This window comes from Candidatus Allofournierella merdipullorum (genome assembly GCF_048426865.1).
GTDB lineage: Bacteria > Bacillota > Clostridia > Oscillospirales > Ruminococcaceae > Allofournierella_A > Allofournierella_A merdipullorum.
Window position 1 is genome coordinate 1 of record NZ_DBFNWJ010000052.1, and the last position, 16,570, is coordinate 16,570.

Below are 16,570 nucleotides of genomic sequence, written 5' to 3' on the forward strand. Positions count from 1 at the left end.
GCGCCCGGCTTTGTGCCGGGCGCGCCCCCCCTTTTAATGTTTATACATAGAACAGCATGGTGCTGTAGCTGGGCAGGGGCCAGTAGTCCTGGCCGCAGATGGCCTCCGCCGCGTCGGCGGCGGCGCGCAGGGCCTGCATGGCGGGCAGCACCTGGTCGTGGTAGGCCTTGGCCTCCTCCAGCGCGTCGGTCATGGCCTCGGCGGCCTCCACCTGGGCTTCCAGCCGGTCGGCGGCGTCGCTCATGGCGTCGGTGTAGTTGGTCAGCTGGCGCAGGGCTTTTTCCTCCGCCTTGCAGCTGATGCCGGGGCAGGCGGCCTGCTTCGCGGCGATGCCGTTCGCCAGGTCGGTCATGTAGGCGCAAGCGGCGGGCACCAGCTGGCGGCGGGTCATCTCCATCATGGTGCCGGCCTCGATGTGACGCACCTTGGCGTAGTTTTCCAGCTTCACCTCGTAGCGGCTGCGGGCCTCGGTCTCGCTGAGCACGCCCATCATGCGGAACAGCTCCAGATTCTTGGGCTGGATCATCGCCGCCAGCGCGTCGGAGGCGGCGGGGGTGGAGCCAAGACCCCGGCGGGCGGCCTCCGCCTCCCACTCCTTGGAGTAGCCGTTGCCGTTGAAGATCACCCGCTTGTGGTCGCGGATGGTGCGCTTGACCAGCGCGATGACAGCAGTGTCGAAGTCCTCGGCCTGCTCCAACTCGTCGGCGTAGCCCTTCAGCTCCTTGGCCACCGCCGTGTTCAGCACGGTGTTCGGGTCGGACATGTTGGCGGAGGAACCGGGCATGCGGAACTCGAACTTGTTGCCGGTGAAGGCGAAGGGACTGGTGCGGTTGCGGTCGGTGGTGTCTTTCGCGAACTTGGGCAGCACGTCCACGCCCAGGTCGATCTTGGCGGCCTCGGGGGCCACATACTGGCTGTCGGAGGCGATGGCGTCCAGAATGGCGGCCAGATCGTCGCCCACGAACACCGACACGATGGCCGGCGGCGCCTCGTTGCCGCCCAGACGGTGCTCGTTGCCCGCCGAGGCGATGCACATGCGCAAAAGATCCTGATACTCGTCCACCGCGCGGATGACGGCGGCGAAGAAGATGAGGAACTGCAGGTTATCCATGGGGGTGTCGCCGGGGTCCAGCAGGTTCATGCCGGGGGTGCTCAGCGACCAGTTGTTGTGCTTGCCGGAGCCGTTGACCCCCTCGAAGGGCTTCTCGTGCAACAGGCACACCAGGCCGTGCTTCGGGGCCAGCCGGCGCATGAATTCCATGGTCAGCAGGTTGTGGTCCACCGCCACGTTGCAGCGGTCGAAGAGGGGGGCCAGCTCGTGCTGGGCCGGGGCCACCTCGTTGTGCTTGGTCTTGGCGCCCACGCCCAGCTTCCACAGTTCCTCGTCCAGCTCGTGCATGAAGGCGCTCACCTCCGGGCGCAGGGCGCCGAAGTAGTGCTCCTCCAGCTCCTGGCCCTTGGCCGGCGCCGCGCCGAAGAGGGTGCGGCCGGTGAGGATGAGGTCCTCACGCTGCTCGTAGTGCTCCTTCTTGACGAGGAAATACTCCTGTTCCAGGCCCACGGTCACGTCCACGTGGGCCACGTCCTTGCCGAAGAGCTTCAGAATACGGCAAGCCTGGTCGCTCACCGCCTTCATGCTGCGCAGAAGGGGCGTTTTTTCGTCCAGGGCTTCGCCCGTCCAGCTGCAAAAAGCGGTGGGGATGCACAGGGTGCCGTCCTTCACAAAGGCGTAGCTGGTGGGGTCCCAGGTGGTGTAGCCCCGGGCCTCGGCGGTGGCCCGCAGGCCGCCGGAGGGGAAGCTGGAAGCGTCCGACTCGCCCCGCACCAGCTCCTTGCCGGAAAACTCCATGATGGCGGTGCCGTCCTTCATGGGGCTGATGAAGCTGTCGTGCTTTTCGCTGGTGATGCCGGTGAGGGACTGGAACCAGTGGGTGTAGTGGGTGGCTCCCTTCTCGATGGCCCAGTCCCGCATGAAGCTGGCCACCACGTTGGCCAGCTCGATGTCCAGGGGCTGGCCCTTCTGCAGGGTGGCCTTCAGGCTCTTGTAGGTGGCGGCGGGCAGCCGCTCCTTCATCACATGCTCGTTGAACACCAGCGAGCCGTACACTTCCTTCGGATTCGGATGGGGCATGATCGGTTCCTCCCTGCCGCGGCGCGGCAAAAAACTTATGTGAGAAATTATACGGCGCGGCGGCGGCCGATGTCAACGGTTTTTGCCGCCCTCACACCACCTGGAAGAGATAGAATTTGAGATAGTTGGTCTCTTCCACGTTCCACAGGATGGGATGGTCGGGGGCCTGCTGGCGGGCCTCGATCTGCCGCAGCTGCCGCCCGGCGTCCTGGGCCGCGTCGGCCAGCATCTTCTCGAACATGGCGGGGGTGGCGAAGTGGCTGCAGCTGGCGGTGGCCAGAATGCCGCCCCGGGGCAGCAGCTTCATGGCCCGGTAGTTGATCTCCTTATAGCCCCGCATGGCGTTGGCTGCCGTTTTGCGGGCCTTGGTGAAGGCGGGCGGGTCCAGGATGATGAAGTCGTAGTCGTGCTTGCCCTCAAGGCCGGGCAGCAGGTCGAACACGTCGGCGCAGACAAAGTCCATCCGGCCTTCCAGGCCGTTCAGCACGGCGTTTTGGCGGGCCATCTCCACCGCCGCCTCGCTCACGTCCACCGCCGTCACATGCTCGGCCCCGCCAAAGGCGGCGTTCAGCGCAAAGCTGCCGGTGTGGGTGAAGCAGTCCAGCACCCGGCGGCCTTTTGCCAGCTGGGCCACCCGGCGGCGGTTGAGCTTCTGGTCCAGGAAAAAGCCGGTCTTCTGGCCGTTCTCCACGTCCACATGGTAGCGCACGCTGTTCTCGGTGATGATGGTCCCGGCCTTCTCCGGGTGGACGAGGCCCGGCACTTCCAGCCAGCCCTTGCCCTCCGAAAGACCCTCTTTTTCCCGCAGGGCCACGTCGTTGCGCAGAAAAACGCCCTCGATGACCTGGCCGTCGGCTTGCAGCGTCTCCACCAGAAGCCGGGCCAGCAGCTCCTTGCGCTGGTCCATGCCGTAGGAAAGAATCTGCACCGACAGGATGGGCCCGAAGCGGTCCACCGTCACGCCGGGCAGGCTGTCCGCCTCGCCGAACACCACCCGGCAGCACTGCAGGTCCTCCACGGGGTAGATGGCCTTGCGGTAGGCCCAGGCGTACTCGATGCGCCGCCGCCAGAAATCCTCGTCAAAGCGGTCGTTGGTGTTGCGGCTCAAAAGCCGCACCCGTATCTTGCTGGCCTCGCTGAGCAGGCCGCTGCCCAGGTACCGCCCTTTGCGGCTGAGCACGTCCACCACCGCGCCGTTTTCCGGGGCGGTGTCGGGGGCGGCGGTGATCTCATCGGCGTAGACCCAGGGGTGGCCTTTCAGGATGGCGGCCTCGGCCTTGGGGGTGACGGTATAAGCGGGATAGGGTCGTTCAGCTTTCATAACAAGGGCTCCCTCATATCGGTTGAAAACCGGTTATAATAATGGTACCATTTCAGTATAGCGGCTCGCGGGGCCCACGGCAAGGGCACGGGCCGGAAAAGGAGACACAAAACCATGGAAATAGAACGCAAATGGCTGGTGAAGGACTGGCCCAAGGGCCTGGAGGCGGTGCGCACCCTGCGCATGCGCCAGGGCTACATCGCCCTGCGGCCCACCGTGCGCATCCGGGAGGAGGCGGACGAGGCGGGGGTGGAGTATATCCTCTGCTTCAAGGGCAAGGCGGGCCCCGGCGGGCTCTCCCGCACCGAGATAGAAACGCCCGTCGAGCGGGGGCTGTTCCTCCAGCTGGAGGAGCTCATCGGCAAGCCCCTCATCCACAAGGAACAGCGCCGCTACCCCCTGGCGGACGGCCTCACCCTGGAGGTGAACCGGGTGGACGCGGGCACCGAGCACGAGTTCTTCTACGCCGAGGTGGAGTTCGGCTCCGAGGCCCAGGCCCTTGCCTGGAAGCCCGGCGTGCTGCGGGAGTATCTGGACCGGGAGGTCACCGGCGAGAAGGGCCAGAGCATGGCCGACTACTGGGCAAAGACGAGAGGCGAGGGCTGAGGCCCGCCCTTGGCTGCGCGCCCGCGCCTTCGCCGCGGCGAAAACATCCTTTTGCCCCCCTGCCCGGGGGGCTTTTTTGTTGCCGCTTTGGCCCCGCGCGGCGCGTTTGCTGCCCGAAACAGGCACCCTTTTCCCCTTTGCTGTATACAGTGGAGGAAAAGGGGGTCGAGAGAGTTGCACCGTATCGCGGCGGCTGTTTGGATGGACCTTGTGCCCTGCCTGTGCACGGCGCTGGGCGCGGGGACGGTGTTTTTGACCGGGCGGCGCACCGCCGGCCCGGGGCGGGGAGCCATGGGGCTTTCGGCGGGCATCATGCTGGGGGCGGGGCTGTTCGGCCTGCTGCTGCCCGCCGCAGAGACGGGCGGCTGGCCCGCGGCGCTGGCGGGGGCGTTTCTCGGCGCGGCGGCGCTGGCGGCCCTGGGGCCGCTGGCCGGGAGAATCACCCGAAAGAAAAGCGCGGCGGGCCTTGTGCTGGCCAGCGCCTTTTACAACCTGCCCCAGGGCATGGCGGTGGGCCTTGCGGGGGCCGTGGCCGCCGCGGGGGAGGGGGCGGGCCTTGCGGGGGCACTCACCTTCAGCCTGGGGCTGGGAGTGCAGAACTTCCCCGAGGGCGCGGCCCTCAGCCTGCCATTGCGGGCGAAGGGGGCCACCCGGCGGGCGGCCTTCGCGGCGGGGGCGTCCAGCGGCCTGGTGGAGCTGGCGGGGGCGGCGCTGGCCGGAGCGCTGGCGGCGCGCCTCGCGCCGGTGCTGCCCTGGCTGATGGGCGCGGCGGCGGGCACCATGGCCCTCACCGTGGCCCGGCAGCTGGCCCCCGCCGCCCGGGGCGAAGGGGGCCGGGGGGCGGTGTGCGCTGTGCTGGGCTTTGGGGCCATGCTGGCGTTGAGCGCTCTGCTGGGGTGAAAAACGGGGGCCGCGTTCCGTCGGGAACGCGGCCCATTCTTTTTTCTTCGGCGGGTGGGGAGCTTAAAGATTCATTTCATCCACGATGGCGGCGGGCTTTGCGGTCATTTCCACCCAAGCCGGAACGAAGCCGCATTTGACGGCATTCCTGGCTGACCGTATGTTTGACCAGGCCGCGCAATAAAACGGCACTTTGTTCCGATTCAGGATCTCCCTTGCCAGCGCGCTTGTCAGCGCAGAGGCAATGCCCCGCCGCCTGTATTCCGGCAGAACATCCACGCCGATCTGCCACATCTCTTCGCAATCCGCGGAACAGGCGGCCAACCCGACCAGCGCGCTCCCATCGTATGCGCCGGCTCCAAGCACATCCAGATGCCTGCGCTCTTTGCAAAGCGCATTGCTCCATTCCGGCAGATACAGCCCTTCAAAATCTTCCGGCTCCAGCAGGCGCGTTTCGTAAGCGCAGGAAAGGAGCGGCATCCTGCTTATGTCTGGCAGATAATATTCCGCCATAAAGCATATTTTATGCCCTTTTTCGGCCAGGCGTTCATTCAGCCAGTGCATATTCGGCGTTTCAAAACAGTGATAAAACTCAAACTTCCCGATGTACTCGCGCACCAGAGCAAAAGTCTCGTTGATTGAAGCGGCCACGACATTATTCCCATAGGAAACAAGGCTGCAGGTGATGGGCTGTTTCAAATATTTCCGGGCGTTCTTTCCCATTTTTAAAGGCACGGCCACATTTCTGCCTGCCGCGAGATCCGCCTCGCGGCATCCCAGGTCCTCTGCGGACTGCCTCATGGCGATTTCAAGCATTTCACGATTCGTCATAAGCCTGCTCCGATCCTTCAAGATGCTTTCGGCATTGCACGGGATATGCAGAAACCAGGCGGGCCGCCTCGTTGTGAAACGACGCCCCGGCTTATTTGGCATCCATGCCTGCGAACCGTCCGGCCCCGGCAGCGCCCGGCGCTTCCTTGCCGGCGCACGCCGGGAACGCGGCCCCCTCTCTTTCGCTTTCGGTCACCGCTCCCCGGCGGCGAAGATGGCCCCCAGGTCGGTGAAGATGTCGTGGGGCAGCATGCCGTACTGGCCCAGGCGCTTCGCGCACTGGTCCGCCGCCGCGCCGTGCAGCCATACGCCGCACACCGCCGCGTCCAGGGGCGAAAGGCCCTGGGCTGCAAGGCCGGCGATCATGCCCGCCAGAATGTCCCCGCTGCCGCCCCGGGAAAGGCCGGGGTTGCCGGTGGGGTTCACGAACACCTCGCCCTGGGGCCCCGCCACGATGGTGCGGTGACCCTTCAGCACCGCCACGCAGTCCTCCGCGCGGGCGTAGCCGGCGGCGATGCCCTCCCGCCCGGCGTTCACTTCGGCGATGGTCAGGCCGCACAGCCGGGCCATCTCCCCGGGGTGGGGCGTCAAGATCAGCGGCAGACCCGGCGAGCGGGGCAGAGCCTCCATTTTGGCGGCGGCGTTCAGACCGTCCGCGTCCAGAACCAGGGTGCACCCGGCGGAAGGGCCCAGCTTTTCCAGCAGGGCGGCGGTGTCCTCGCTGTCGCCGAGACCCGGCCCGAAGAGCAGCACGTCCATGCCCCGCACTTTTTCCAGCACCGCCCCGGCGCTCTGGGCGCTCACGCCGCCCTCGGCGCTTTGGCGGCAGGGCAGAAAGACGCACTCCGGCAGCCGGGCTGCCACGGCGGCGATGACCGGCTCCACCGAAGCCAGCGTCACCAGCCCGGCCCCGATGCGCAGCGCACCCTCAGCGGCCAGCGCCGCCGCGCCCCGGAAACGGGCCGACCCGGCAAGGCACATCACCTTGCCGTAGCTGCCCTTGTGGCTGTCCGCTTTGCGGCGGGGCAGCAGTTCGAACACCTGCTGCGCCGTGATCTCCTTTGCCATGTCCCGTGCCTCCTTTTTGAAAAAGGCCGCGGCGTTCTGCCGCGGCCCCGAAAAACGGTGTGTTCCCCTCAGCTGCCCGCCTGCACCCGGATGCGGAAGAAGTAGACGATGGAGCCGCGCCAGCCGAAGTCCGCCTGAATGCGGTACATGTAAACGCCAGGCGTAGCGGGGGCGATGATGGGGCCTTCCTCGGCGTCCACCAGCTCCAGAAAGGCGTCGAAGTTTTCCTCGTCCGAGCGGCTGATGGTCAGGCTGTCGGGTTCCAGCGAAAAATCAATGTCCATATAGGTGCGGGCCAGCATCTCCACCGGCGGGGTGTGGGCCTGCAGGTCCTGGCTGCTGTAAGGCGGGGTGTCCTTGGCGGTGGTGGTGAAGAAGTTCCACTCATACCCTGCCCGGAAGATCATCTCCGGGGCCATGGCGGTGGTGCCGTTCATGGTGATGGTGATGGAGGGCAGCGCCTGCTCGGGGCTTTTTACGTCCATGTTCTCCCGGATGAAAATGGTGATGCAGATGGCCACTGCCAGCGCCGCGGCGCCGATCAGTAGTTTCCGGATCACCTGGATCTTGTTGTACAAAGCTGCCCGCCCCCTTTTTGGTGATACTGTTACCATTATATACGAACGGGACACAAAAATCCAGAGCCGCCCCGCCGTTGCCAAGGGCGGGAAAAAAGGCTATAATTCCAAGGAAAGAGGTGGAATGATGCACAACGAACCTTCCGCCGCCATCCGCGGCCAGTTCTGGCGCTATGCGCTGCCCAGCATGTTCAGCCAGCTGCTGAACAGCTGTTTTATCATCGTGGACGGCCTGTTCATCGGCCGCAATCTGGGCGACGCAGGCCTTGCGGCCATCAACGTGGCCTGGCCCATCGTGGCCCTCATCCAGGCGGTGAGCCTGGCGGTGGGCACCGGCGGCGCGGTGCGCCTTGCCACCGCCCTGGGCAAAGGCGACGAGGACGAAGCCCTTACCGCCCGGGGCAACGCCGTGCTGCTTCTGGCGGCCAGCGCCGTGGCGCTGGGCGTGGGGCTGGGCCTGACCTATCCGTACATCCTGCCCCTCATCGGAGCCAACGAGGAACTCTATCCCCTGGCCGCCGCCTACATCCGGGTGGTCTGCCTGCTCACCGTCTGCCAGGTGTTCGCCACCGGCCTTCTGCCCCTGGTGCGCAGCGCCGGGCGCACGCTGGCAGCTATGACCGTCACCGTGGGCGGGCTTTTGGGCAATATTTTCCTGGACTGGCTGTTCATCCAGCGGTTCCAGTGGGGCCTGCCCGGCGCGGCGCTGGCCACCGGCCTGTCTCAGGGCGCCTGCGCTTTGGCGGCGCTGCCGCTGCTGCTGGCCCATAAAGGCTGGCCGCTGCGCCTTGGCCAGTTCGCCCCCTGCAAGCGGATGATAAAAGGCATCCTGCACTATGCCGTTTCCCCCTTCGGGCTTTCTATCTCCACCAGCGCCATCCTGCTCATCACCAACCTGCGGGCGCTGCGCTACGGCGGCACCCAGGGCGTGGCGGTCTACGCGGTGCTCAGCTATGTGCTGGGCAGCATCATCCCCCTCATCAGCGGCGTGGGCGACGGGCTTCAGCCCCTGGTCAGCTACGCCCGGGGCGCGCGGGACTGGCAGGGCCTTTGCCATCTGCGCCGCAAGGGGCTTGCACTGGCGGTGGCTGTGGCGGTGATCAGCGGCGTGGCCTGCTTTGCTTTGCGCCAGGTGCTGCCCGCGGTGTTCGGCGCCAGCCCCGAGGCGGCGGCCCAGGGCGCGGCGGCCATGTGGACCCTCACCCTCGCCTGCCCCTTTGTGGCGGTGGTGCGCTTTTCCTGCAGCTATTTCTGCGCCGTGGGCGAACCGCTGGCCGGCGGCATCCTCGCCTACGGCGAACCGCTGGGCGCGCAGCCCCTGTTCCTGTTCACCCTGCCTCTCTGGCTGCAGCTGGAGGGCGTGTGGGTGGCCTATCCCGCGGCGGTGATGCTCACCGCGGCGGTGGCCGTTGTTCTTACCCGCCGGCATCTGGCGCTCTTGCCCGCCGGCGAATAAAAAGGAGGAAACACCATGCAGCGACTGGGATTCAAGACCGAAAAGAACAAATTCGAGCTCCACGAAGCGCTGCTGGCCCACCGGCAGGAGAAGCTGCCCGGCGGCTGGCAGGTCACCGTGGAGAGCGAGCCCTATTACAAAAAGGAGCGCCCCACCGTTCTGGAACTGAAAAAGGGCATTTACGCCCCCTGGTTCGACATTGAGTGCGAGGACGGGCGGCTGCATCTGGCCTTTCACGAGTCCTGGCTGCTGCGCTGGATCATCTGGGCCGCGGCGACTCTGGCACTGGCGGGCATGACCGCCGCGCGCATCCTGGCCCCCAACACCGGCGCGAGCATCCTGCCCGGGGTGATCGCCCTGGCCCTGCTGCTGTGGGACTTCACCCGCGAGCGGCGGGTACTGGCGGCGGTGAGCCGCTTTGTGCGTGAAAAAATTCTGGAGGAGCGGGCGCAATGATCCTGTCCCGCTCCTTTCTGGACCGGCTGGCCCCGCTGGAGGCCGAGGGCCGGTACTACGTCATGCTGGACGAGATCCAGCACCATCTGGAGGACGGCCTGGACGAGGGCCGCTGGGCCCAGAGCGACATCTTTGCCGACGGCGAGCTGGCGGCGCTGGTGGCCCGGCTGGACGACGCGGCGGGGGACTACGAGTGCTACTGGCACACCCGCCGCTGGCTGGAAAAGACCGCCGAGGCCGCCCGCACCGATTTCTGGTACGGGGCCATGGCCCGGGCCTGCCTCTACACCGGCGAAGCCCGGGCGGCCCTGCGCTGGGCCCGGGAGGGCGTGCGCCGCTTTGGCGGGCAGGGCCTGCTGGCGGCGATGGCGGCGGTGCTGAACGCCTGGGACGGCGACGTGCCCGGGGCGCTGGCGGTGCTGGACGAGGCCTTTGCCCGGGAGGGCGAAAGCCCGGTGCTGGCCCGGCTGCGGGCTGCGGTGGCGGCAAACGCCCCGCTGGAAGAGCTGGCGGTGTGCGCCGCGCCCGCCGAAAAAGAACAGCAGGTGCGCGCCCTCGCCCCCGGCTTTTTGGCGGACGGCGCGGGCCTTGGCCGGGTGTCGGCAGCCCTGGGCGCCCGGGAGTGGGTTTTTGAGTCTCCCTGGTGCTACTGCCGGGTGCCCTTCGGCGATGGCTTTCTGGACATGCGCCTGCGCATGAGCGAGGCCGCCGCCTCCAAACTGGATCCGGCCTGGCTGGCGGCGCTGGCGGAGGCGCTGCCCCGGCTGGAGAAGGAGGGCCGCCCGCTGGCCCAAAAGCGCCGGCCCGGCGTGCGCCTTGCCCCGGCGGAGGTGCTGGTGGACCGGCAGGGCCGGGCTCAGCTGGGCTACCACGCCGGGCATTGCCCCGAGGAGCCCCTTTACGTCTATGTGATGATCGGGCATGACCTGTCGGCCCCCGCGCAGCTCTATGAGGAGCGCTGGCCCGCCAGCTGGTTCGATGCGACTCCCGCGCCTCTCGCGCCCCCGCCGCCTCCTGCGCCGGGCTACACCCCCGCCCAGACAGCGGCGCTGCAAAAACACATCTTCACCTGGTTCGGCCCGGTGAGCCGGGTGCTGCCCGGCGCGGACGGCATCTCGGTGCTCATCATCGACCCGGAGCCGGGCCGGGAGTACTATACCCTGCTCACCTGGGGCATGGGCGCGCGGCCCATGGAAATGCCTCCGGACCTGGTGGGCCAGCGGCTGGAACGGGCGGAGCTGATGATGCTGCTGCCCGCCGGCTGGAAGGTGGAGGGCGAACGGGAGATCTGGCGCTGGCCGGTGCGCTGGCTGCGCCTGCTGGCCCGGATGCCCGCCGAGCAGGGCACCTGGCTGGGCTGGGGCCACACCGTGCCCAACGGGAGGCCCTTTGCCTATAACACCCTGCTCTGCGGCTCCATGCTGGTGGACCCGCTGGACGCCCCCGAACCGGCGGCTATCTGCCCGCTGCCGGGGGGCGAGTCGGTGAATTTTTATCAGCTGCTGCCCCTCTACGCCCCCGAGATGGATCTGAAACTGGGCGAGGACGCGGACGGTCTGCTGGACGCAATGGAAAGCAAGGGCCTGCTGGATTTCCCCTGGGTGCAGGTGGACCGGCCCTGCGCCGTGGGCGAGCTGGAACCGCCCCCGCCCGACCTGCTGATGGTGCAGTTGGAAGAATTGGACCGCCGGGCGGACGATGAGGGCATTGCCGCGCTGCTGGCGGAACAGGCGGGAGACAGCCCCCGGCTGGCGGGGATGCTGGCCCGGTCGCTGAACAATCTGGGCCGCTACGAAGATGCCGCCGCCGCGCTGAAACGGGTGGAGGCCGCCGGTGCCGCCGACCCGCTGTGGCACTTCCGCATGGGCTTTTCTCTCTACTATCAGGGCAAACTGGACGAGGCCCTGGCCTGCTTTGAGGCCAGCGACCGGATGGCCCCCGGCGACGGCGACGCCGAGACCTACCTGCGCTGGTGCCGCGCGGCGCTGGACCTGCCGGTGTGTCTGGAACCCTTCCCCGACCGGGCGGCCCGTTTCTGGGCGGCCTTTGCCGAACAGGAGGACGCGCTGGCGGAAAAAGCCTTTGCCCAAGGCTGCGAAGGGGTGCGTCCCGCTCTGAAAGAATTGCTGGGCCTTTGCTTCCCTGCGCCGGAGTTCAAACTGGAACCGGCGGGGGAAAAACTGCGGCTGACCCTCTTGTGGCAAAACGCCCCCCACCGGCGCTGGCTGGCCCCGACCTGGAAGACCCTGGCCCCCGCCCATCTGAGCCGCTGGTGGGAGTTCGCCTTTGACGAAACGCCGCCCCTCTGGGCCGGCTACCAAAGCGAACCCACCGGCAAAAAGGGCCTGCGGCGGGATCTCATCGCCGGCACCACCTGCTTCGAAGGGCTTCAGCGGGCCTTCGCGGCGGGGGATGCGTCCTTCTGCGCCGCCGCTGCGGCGGACGGGGCGGTGCCGGGCTATTTCTACTACACCCCCGCCCCCGGCGAAGACCCGGTGGCCCGGCGGGCCGCGCTGGAAGAGGCCCTGGCCCGCCAGGGCGCGGGCAGCCTTGCGGTGCTGGGCGGCGCGGTGGGCGAAAAGCGGTGCTACATCGACGTGCTGGCGCTGGACCTGGAAAAAGCGCTGACTGCCGCCGCCCGCCTGCTCACCCCGCCGGATTGCACCGGGGCAGGCTTTGCGCCCTTCCGGCCGGGAGCCAAGGGCACGCCCCTCCAAAAGAACAAGTAAGGCCAAAGGCCGCCGGGAATTTCCCCGGCGGCCTTTTTTTGAAAAAATCTCCGTTCCCCCGTTGACAACGGCAAAGGATAAGAATATAATTCATTTGAACAGATGTTCAAATGTTGATAACGAAAGGAGCGACCCCCATGGATGAGACCATTTCCCGGGCAAAGGCCTGCGGCGAAGGCGAGGGCGGCGAGCGGTGCGAAAAGGTGCGCGGCGCGCTGCCGCCGGACGAGGTGCTCTATGACCTGGCGGAGCTGTACAAGGTCTTTGGCGACACCACCCGGGTCAAAATTCTTTACGCGCTGTTTGAAAGCGAGCTGTGCGTCAACGATATCGCCCAGTGCCTTGCCATGACGCCCTCGGCGGTGAGCCACCAGCTGCGCATTTTGAAAGCCAACAAGCTGGTGCGTTTTCGGCGGGAGGGCAAAACGGTGTTCTACGGGCTGGACGACGACCATGTGCGGGACATCATCGCCCTGGGGCTTGAGCATATCGCAGAATAAAAGGAGGAACGAACCATGAAAAAGACATTCAAAATCGAAGTGGACTGCGCCAACTGCGCGGCCAAGATGGAGCAGGCGGTGCAGAAGCTGCCGGGCGTTGAGAGCGCCGCCGTCAGCTTTATGACCCAGAAGATGGTGGTGGAGGCCCCGGACGAGGGCTTCGACGCGCTGATGAAGCAGGTGGTCAAGGCCTGCCGCAAGATCGAGCCGGATTGCGAGATCTATCTGTGAGCCCGGCGGGGGAGGGAGCGTTCTGAAATGAACCGCAAACAAAAACGGATGCTGGCGCGCATCCTTGTGTCGGCGGCGCTGCTGGCGACGCTGCACTTCGTGCCCGCCGAAGGCTGGGTGCGGCTGGCGCTGTATCTGGTGCCCTATCTCATCATCGGCTACGACGTGCTGCGCCGGGCGGTGCTGGGCGTGGTGCACGGCGAAGTGTTCGACGAGAACTTTTTGATGGCGGTGGCCACCGTGGGCGCGCTGGCCCTGGGGGAATACGGCGAGAGCGTGGAGGTCATGGTGTTCTACCAGCTGGGCGAACTGTTCCAGAGCTACGCCGTGGGCAAGAGCCGCCGCAGCATCGCCGCGCTGATGGACATCCGGCCGGACAGCGCCAACCTGGAACAGGACGGCGCGGTGGTCACCGTCAGCCCGGAGGAAGTGGAGCCGGGCCGCATCATCGTGGTGCGCCCGGGCGAAAAGGTCCCGCTGGACGGGCGGGTGGTGGAGGGCGTTTCGGCCCTGAACACCAGCGCCCTCACCGGCGAGAGCCTGCCCCGGGACGTGGCCGTGGGGGACGAGGTCATCAGCGGCTGCGTCAACACCACGGGCCTTTTGCGGGTGGAGGTGACCAAGCCCTTCGGCCAGTCCACCGTCAGCCGCATCCTGGACCTGGTGGAAAACTCCAGCATGAAAAAGGCCAAGGCGGAAAACTTCATCACCCGCTTTGCCCGGTGGTACACCCCGGCGGTGTGCATCGGCGCGCTGGCGCTGGCGGTGCTGCCGCCCCTCGTTCTGGGCGGCTGGGCCGAGTGGCTGCGCCGGGCCCTCACCTTCCTGGTCATCAGCTGCCCCTGCGCGCTGGTCATCAGTGTGCCGCTGGCCTTCTTCGGCGGCATCGGCGGCGCCAGCCGGGCGGGCATCCTGGTCAAGGGCGGCAACTACCTGGAGGCCCTGGCCAGCACCCGCACCGTCGTGTTCGACAAGACCGGCACCCTCACCCAGGGCGTCTTTGAGGTGAGCCGGGTGTTCCCCGCCCCCGGCGTGGAGGAAGACCGTGTGCTGGAGGCCGCGGCCCTGGCCGAGCAGTTCTCCGGCCACCCCATCGCCCTCAGCCTGCGGCGGGCGGCGGGCATCGAGTCCGCCCCCGACCGGGTGAAAGAGGTCACCGAGACCGCCGGCCACGGCGTCACCGCCCTGGTGGACGGCGTGCCCACAGCGGTGGGCAGCGCCCGGCTGATGGAGCAGCTGGGGGTGGCGTTCCGGCCCGTGGAGGGCGCGGGCAGCGTGGTGTATGTGGCCCAAAGCGGCGGGTTTCTGGGCGGCGTGCTCATCAGCGACAAGGAAAAGCCCACCGCCAAAGCGGCCATCAAAGCCCTGCGCGCCGGCGGCGTGCGCACGGTGATGCTCACCGGCGACGGCGAGGCCGCTGCCCGCCAGACGGCGGCGAGCCTTGGCATCGACGAGGTGCGCGCCCAGCTGCTGCCCGGCGACAAGGTGGCCTGCGTGGAGGAGCTGCTGGCCCAAAAACCCCGCCGCGCCACCCTGGCCTTTGTGGGCGACGGCATCAACGACGCGCCGGTGCTCAGTCGGGCGGACGTGGGCATCGCCATGGGGGCCATGGGTTCGGACGCGGCCATCGAAGCGGCGGATATCGTCCTGATGGACGACGACCCGGCAAAGCTGAGTCTGGCCATGAAAGTGGCCCGGGGGTGCCTTGCGGTGGTGCGCCAGAACATCGTGTTCGCGCTGGCTGTCAAATTCGGCTGCCTTGCCCTCGGGGCCTTCGGCCTGGTGGGCATGCAGGCGGCCATCTTCGCCGACGTGGGCGTGATGGTGCTGGCGGTGCTCAACTCCATGCGCACTTTGGGCGCGGCAAAAAACTGAACAGAGCGCACGGCGGGCGGTCCTTCGGGGCCGCCCGCTTTTGCGTGGGGCGAACGCCAAAAGTGAGGCGAGCGGGGGCTGGGACGGGCCGCGGGCTGACCGCCGCCGCACGCTCGGATCCGGACACTTTGCCCTTGCGGCCAAAGTGTTCGTCTCCAGGCGCACTACGCGGCGGCAGCACCGCGGCCTGCTCGGCTGGCATCGCGTGGCAAACCGGGAGAAACAGGCCGCAACACCGCCCTTCCCGCCCCGTTTTTTCGCCCGCCTTTCCCCGGTCTGCCCCGGCTTCGCCCCGCTGATCCCGGGGGCCGCCTTCGCGCGCCGCAGTCAAAAACGGGTAAAATCCGGCTTTTTTGTGATATTTCCGCCTTTGTCATTCGTATTTGTTTTTGATAAGATAAAGACAACACCGGTGCCCCCGATTTCGGGGAGGCGGCCCCGGCCGCCGGAAAGGAGTCTTTATGTTCGAACCCATCCTCGTGCCTGAAAGCGCGGCCATCGCCGGCTGGCTCATCGCCCTGGCGCTGTTCGTCATCGTGGAGGCTGCCACCGTCAACCTGGTGAGCATCTGGTTCGCCGTGGGCGCGCTGGCCGGGCTCATCACAAGCCTGTTCACCTCTGACCTGCTCTATCAGCTGCTGGCCTTCGCGCTGGTCAGCGCCGCGGCGCTTGCCGTCACCAAACCCCTGGTGGCCCGCATGCGGGCCCGCAAGCCCGCCGCCGTGCTGGGCCTCGAGCGCAACATCGGCCGCCGCGCGGTGGTGGTGCAGCCGGTACGTCCCGGCGTGCCCGGCCGTGTGCGGCTGGACGGCGTGGACTGGACCGCCGTCTGCGACACAGCCCTGGAAGAGGGCGGCGAATGCGTCGTCACCGCTGTGGAAAGCTCCACCCTGCGGGTGGAACCGGCACAGCAGCCGGCCGCCGCCGAAGTCTGAACCCTGTCCCCCCATTTTAAAATAAGGAGGAATCGTTTATGCCGTTCGTACTGTTCATCATCATCCCCCTGCTGCTCCTGATCGTGATCCTGCTCATCAGCTGCATCTGCCTCGTGCCCCAGGCCACTGCCTATGTGATAGAGTGGCTGGGCGTCTATAACGCCACCTGGGAGGCTGGCCTGCACTTCCGGGTGCCCTTCCTCATGCGGGTGGCCAAGAAGGTCAGCCTGAAGGAACAGGTGGTGGACTTCAAGCCCCAGCCTGTTATCACCCGCGACAACGTTACCATGCAGATCGACACGGTGGTCTTCTTCCAGGTCACCGACGCCAAGCTCTTCACCTACGGCGTGGAGCGCCCCATGGCCGCCATCGAGAACCTCACCGCCACCACCCTGCGCAACATCATCGGTGAGATGGAGCTGGACCACACCCTCACCAGCCGCGACGTCATCAACACCAAGATCACCGCCATCCTGGACCAGGCCACCGACAAGTGGGGCATCAAGGTCAACCGGGTGGAGGTGAAGAACATCATCCCGCCCGCCGAGATCCAGGACGCCATGGAAAAGCAAATGAAAGCCGAGCGTCAGCGCCGCGAGGCCATCCTGCGGGCGGAGGGCGAAAAGCGCAGCGCCATTCTGGTGGCCGAGGGCGAAAAGGAAAGCGCCATTCTGCGTGCGGACGCGGTGCGCGAGCAGCGCATCCGCGAGGCCCAGGGCGAGGCCCAGGCCATCATGGAGGTGCAGAAGGCCCTGGCCGACTCCCTCAAGCTGCTGAACGAGGCCGCCCCCAGCGACCGTGTGCTGGCTCTGAAGGGGCTGGAGGCGCTGGAAAAGGTGGCCGACGGCAAAGCCACCAAGCTCATCATCCCCAGCGACATGCAGAACCTGGCGGGCCTTGTGACCTCCGTGAAGGAGATGCTCACCGACGTTCCCGCGGAAAAGAAATAAAAA

Annotated in this window: 15 protein-coding genes; 10 read left to right on the forward strand and 5 right to left on the reverse strand. The window is 66.9% G+C overall.

Going from position 1 to position 16,570, the window contains the following annotated elements; genetic code table 11:
* Positions 1-40: 40 nt before the first annotated feature.
* A complete protein-coding gene (locus ACMNAY_RS09690; protein ID WP_418719229.1) occupies positions 41-2,131 on the reverse strand; it encodes a glutamine synthetase III in 2,091 nt (696 codons plus the stop codon).
* Between the two features lie 91 nt (positions 2,132-2,222).
* Positions 2,223-3,452, reverse strand: a complete 1,230-nt coding sequence (locus ACMNAY_RS09695; RefSeq protein ID WP_418719230.1) for a class I SAM-dependent rRNA methyltransferase — start codon at positions 3,450-3,452, stop codon at positions 2,223-2,225.
* Positions 3,453-3,566: 114 nt separating this feature from the next.
* On the opposite strand from ACMNAY_RS09695, the gene ACMNAY_RS09700 reads away from it, so the two are divergent.
* On the forward strand, positions 3,567-4,058 hold the full coding sequence (locus tag ACMNAY_RS09700; RefSeq protein ID WP_418719231.1) for a hypothetical protein: 492 nt from the start codon (positions 3,567-3,569) through the stop codon (positions 4,056-4,058).
* A 174-nt stretch (positions 4,059-4,232) separates the two neighbouring features.
* Positions 4,233-4,958 (forward strand): ZIP family metal transporter, encoded by a 726-nt coding sequence (locus tag ACMNAY_RS09705; RefSeq protein WP_418719232.1) that lies wholly within the window; start codon positions 4,233-4,235, stop codon positions 4,956-4,958.
* A 63-nt stretch (positions 4,959-5,021) separates the two neighbouring features.
* Here ACMNAY_RS09705 and ACMNAY_RS09710 read toward each other — a convergent pair whose 3' ends face one another.
* The 3 genes from ACMNAY_RS09710 to ACMNAY_RS09720 form a co-directional block, all read right to left on the reverse strand.
* Entirely contained in the window at positions 5,022-5,789 is a 768-nt protein-coding gene (locus ACMNAY_RS09710; protein ID WP_418719233.1) for a GNAT family N-acetyltransferase, read from the reverse strand.
* A gap of 192 nt (positions 5,790-5,981) precedes the next feature.
* Positions 5,982-6,857 carry an NAD(P)H-hydrate dehydratase gene (locus tag ACMNAY_RS09715; protein ID WP_418719234.1) on the reverse strand — a complete coding sequence of 292 codons (876 nt, stop codon included), beginning with the start codon at positions 6,855-6,857 and terminating at the stop codon, positions 5,982-5,984.
* Positions 6,858-6,925: 68 nt separating this feature from the next.
* Positions 6,926-7,435, reverse strand: a complete 510-nt coding sequence (locus ACMNAY_RS09720) for a hypothetical protein (protein ID WP_418719235.1) — start codon at positions 7,433-7,435, stop codon at positions 6,926-6,928.
* Between the two features lie 124 nt (positions 7,436-7,559).
* Here ACMNAY_RS09720 and ACMNAY_RS09725 point away from each other — a divergent pair, with 124 nt between their 5' ends.
* The 8 genes from ACMNAY_RS09725 to ACMNAY_RS09760 all read left to right on the forward strand — a co-directional run bounded on the left by ACMNAY_RS09725 (position 7,560) and on the right by ACMNAY_RS09760 (position 16,567).
* Positions 7,560-8,891, forward strand: a complete 1,332-nt coding sequence (locus tag ACMNAY_RS09725; protein WP_418719236.1) for an MATE family efflux transporter — start codon at positions 7,560-7,562, stop codon at positions 8,889-8,891.
* Positions 8,892-8,906: 15 nt separating this feature from the next.
* Positions 8,907-9,347 carry a hypothetical protein gene (locus tag ACMNAY_RS09730; protein ID WP_394977792.1) on the forward strand — a complete coding sequence of 147 codons (441 nt, stop codon included), beginning with the start codon at positions 8,907-8,909 and terminating at the stop codon, positions 9,345-9,347.
* Positions 9,344-12,076: a suppressor of fused domain protein gene (locus tag ACMNAY_RS09735; protein WP_418719237.1), complete on the forward strand. Its 2,733-nt coding sequence runs from the start codon at positions 9,344-9,346 to the stop codon at positions 12,074-12,076. Before ACMNAY_RS09730 ends, ACMNAY_RS09735 begins: the two co-directional genes overlap by 4 nt.
* Positions 12,077-12,213: 137 nt before the next feature.
* Positions 12,214-12,576 (forward strand): ArsR/SmtB family transcription factor, encoded by a 363-nt coding sequence (locus ACMNAY_RS09740; protein WP_394967777.1) that lies wholly within the window; start codon positions 12,214-12,216, stop codon positions 12,574-12,576.
* A gap of 15 nt (positions 12,577-12,591) precedes the next feature.
* Entirely contained in the window at positions 12,592-12,807 is a 216-nt protein-coding gene (locus tag ACMNAY_RS09745; protein WP_177522139.1) for a cation transporter, read from the forward strand.
* A 27-nt stretch (positions 12,808-12,834) separates the two neighbouring features.
* Positions 12,835-14,682, forward strand: a complete 1,848-nt coding sequence (locus tag ACMNAY_RS09750; RefSeq protein WP_418719238.1) for a heavy metal translocating P-type ATPase — start codon at positions 12,835-12,837, stop codon at positions 14,680-14,682.
* Positions 14,683-15,143: 461 nt separating this feature from the next.
* The gene (locus ACMNAY_RS09755; RefSeq protein ID WP_394977787.1) at positions 15,144-15,617 is read left to right on the forward strand and encodes an NfeD family protein; all 474 of its coding nucleotides are present in this window, start codon (positions 15,144-15,146) and stop codon (positions 15,615-15,617) included.
* Between the two features lie 38 nt (positions 15,618-15,655).
* Positions 15,656-16,567 (forward strand): SPFH domain-containing protein, encoded by a 912-nt coding sequence (locus ACMNAY_RS09760; RefSeq protein WP_418719239.1) that lies wholly within the window; start codon positions 15,656-15,658, stop codon positions 16,565-16,567.
* The last annotated feature ends 3 nt before the right edge of the window (positions 16,568-16,570 follow it).

Excerpts from the sequence above, each read along its gene's own strand:
- ACMNAY_RS09755 (WP_394977787.1), top strand. The coding sequence starts at position 15,144 with ATGTTCGAACCCATCCTCGTGCCTGAAAGCGCGGCCATCGCCGGCTGG.
- ACMNAY_RS09690 (WP_418719229.1), bottom strand. The coding sequence starts at position 2,131 with ATGCCCCATCCGAATCCGAAGGAAGTGTACGGCTCGCTGGTGTTCAAC.
- ACMNAY_RS09715 (WP_418719234.1), bottom strand. The coding sequence starts at position 6,857 with ATGGCAAAGGAGATCACGGCGCAGCAGGTGTTCGAACTGCTGCCCCGC.
- ACMNAY_RS09750 (WP_418719238.1), top strand. The coding sequence starts at position 12,835 with ATGAACCGCAAACAAAAACGGATGCTGGCGCGCATCCTTGTGTCGGCG.
- ACMNAY_RS09695 (WP_418719230.1), bottom strand. The coding sequence starts at position 3,452 with ATGAAAGCTGAACGACCCTATCCCGCTTATACCGTCACCCCCAAGGCC.
- ACMNAY_RS09760 (WP_418719239.1), top strand. The coding sequence starts at position 15,656 with ATGCCGTTCGTACTGTTCATCATCATCCCCCTGCTGCTCCTGATCGTG.
- ACMNAY_RS09730 (WP_394977792.1), top strand. The coding sequence starts at position 8,907 with ATGCAGCGACTGGGATTCAAGACCGAAAAGAACAAATTCGAGCTCCAC.
- ACMNAY_RS09710 (WP_418719233.1), bottom strand. The coding sequence starts at position 5,789 with ATGACGAATCGTGAAATGCTTGAAATCGCCATGAGGCAGTCCGCAGAG.
- ACMNAY_RS09725 (WP_418719236.1), top strand. The coding sequence starts at position 7,560 with ATGATGCACAACGAACCTTCCGCCGCCATCCGCGGCCAGTTCTGGCGC.
- ACMNAY_RS09700 (WP_418719231.1), top strand. The coding sequence starts at position 3,567 with ATGGAAATAGAACGCAAATGGCTGGTGAAGGACTGGCCCAAGGGCCTG.
- ACMNAY_RS09740 (WP_394967777.1), top strand. The coding sequence starts at position 12,214 with ATGGATGAGACCATTTCCCGGGCAAAGGCCTGCGGCGAAGGCGAGGGC.
- ACMNAY_RS09745 (WP_177522139.1), top strand. The coding sequence starts at position 12,592 with ATGAAAAAGACATTCAAAATCGAAGTGGACTGCGCCAACTGCGCGGCC.
- ACMNAY_RS09735 (WP_418719237.1), top strand. The coding sequence starts at position 9,344 with ATGATCCTGTCCCGCTCCTTTCTGGACCGGCTGGCCCCGCTGGAGGCC.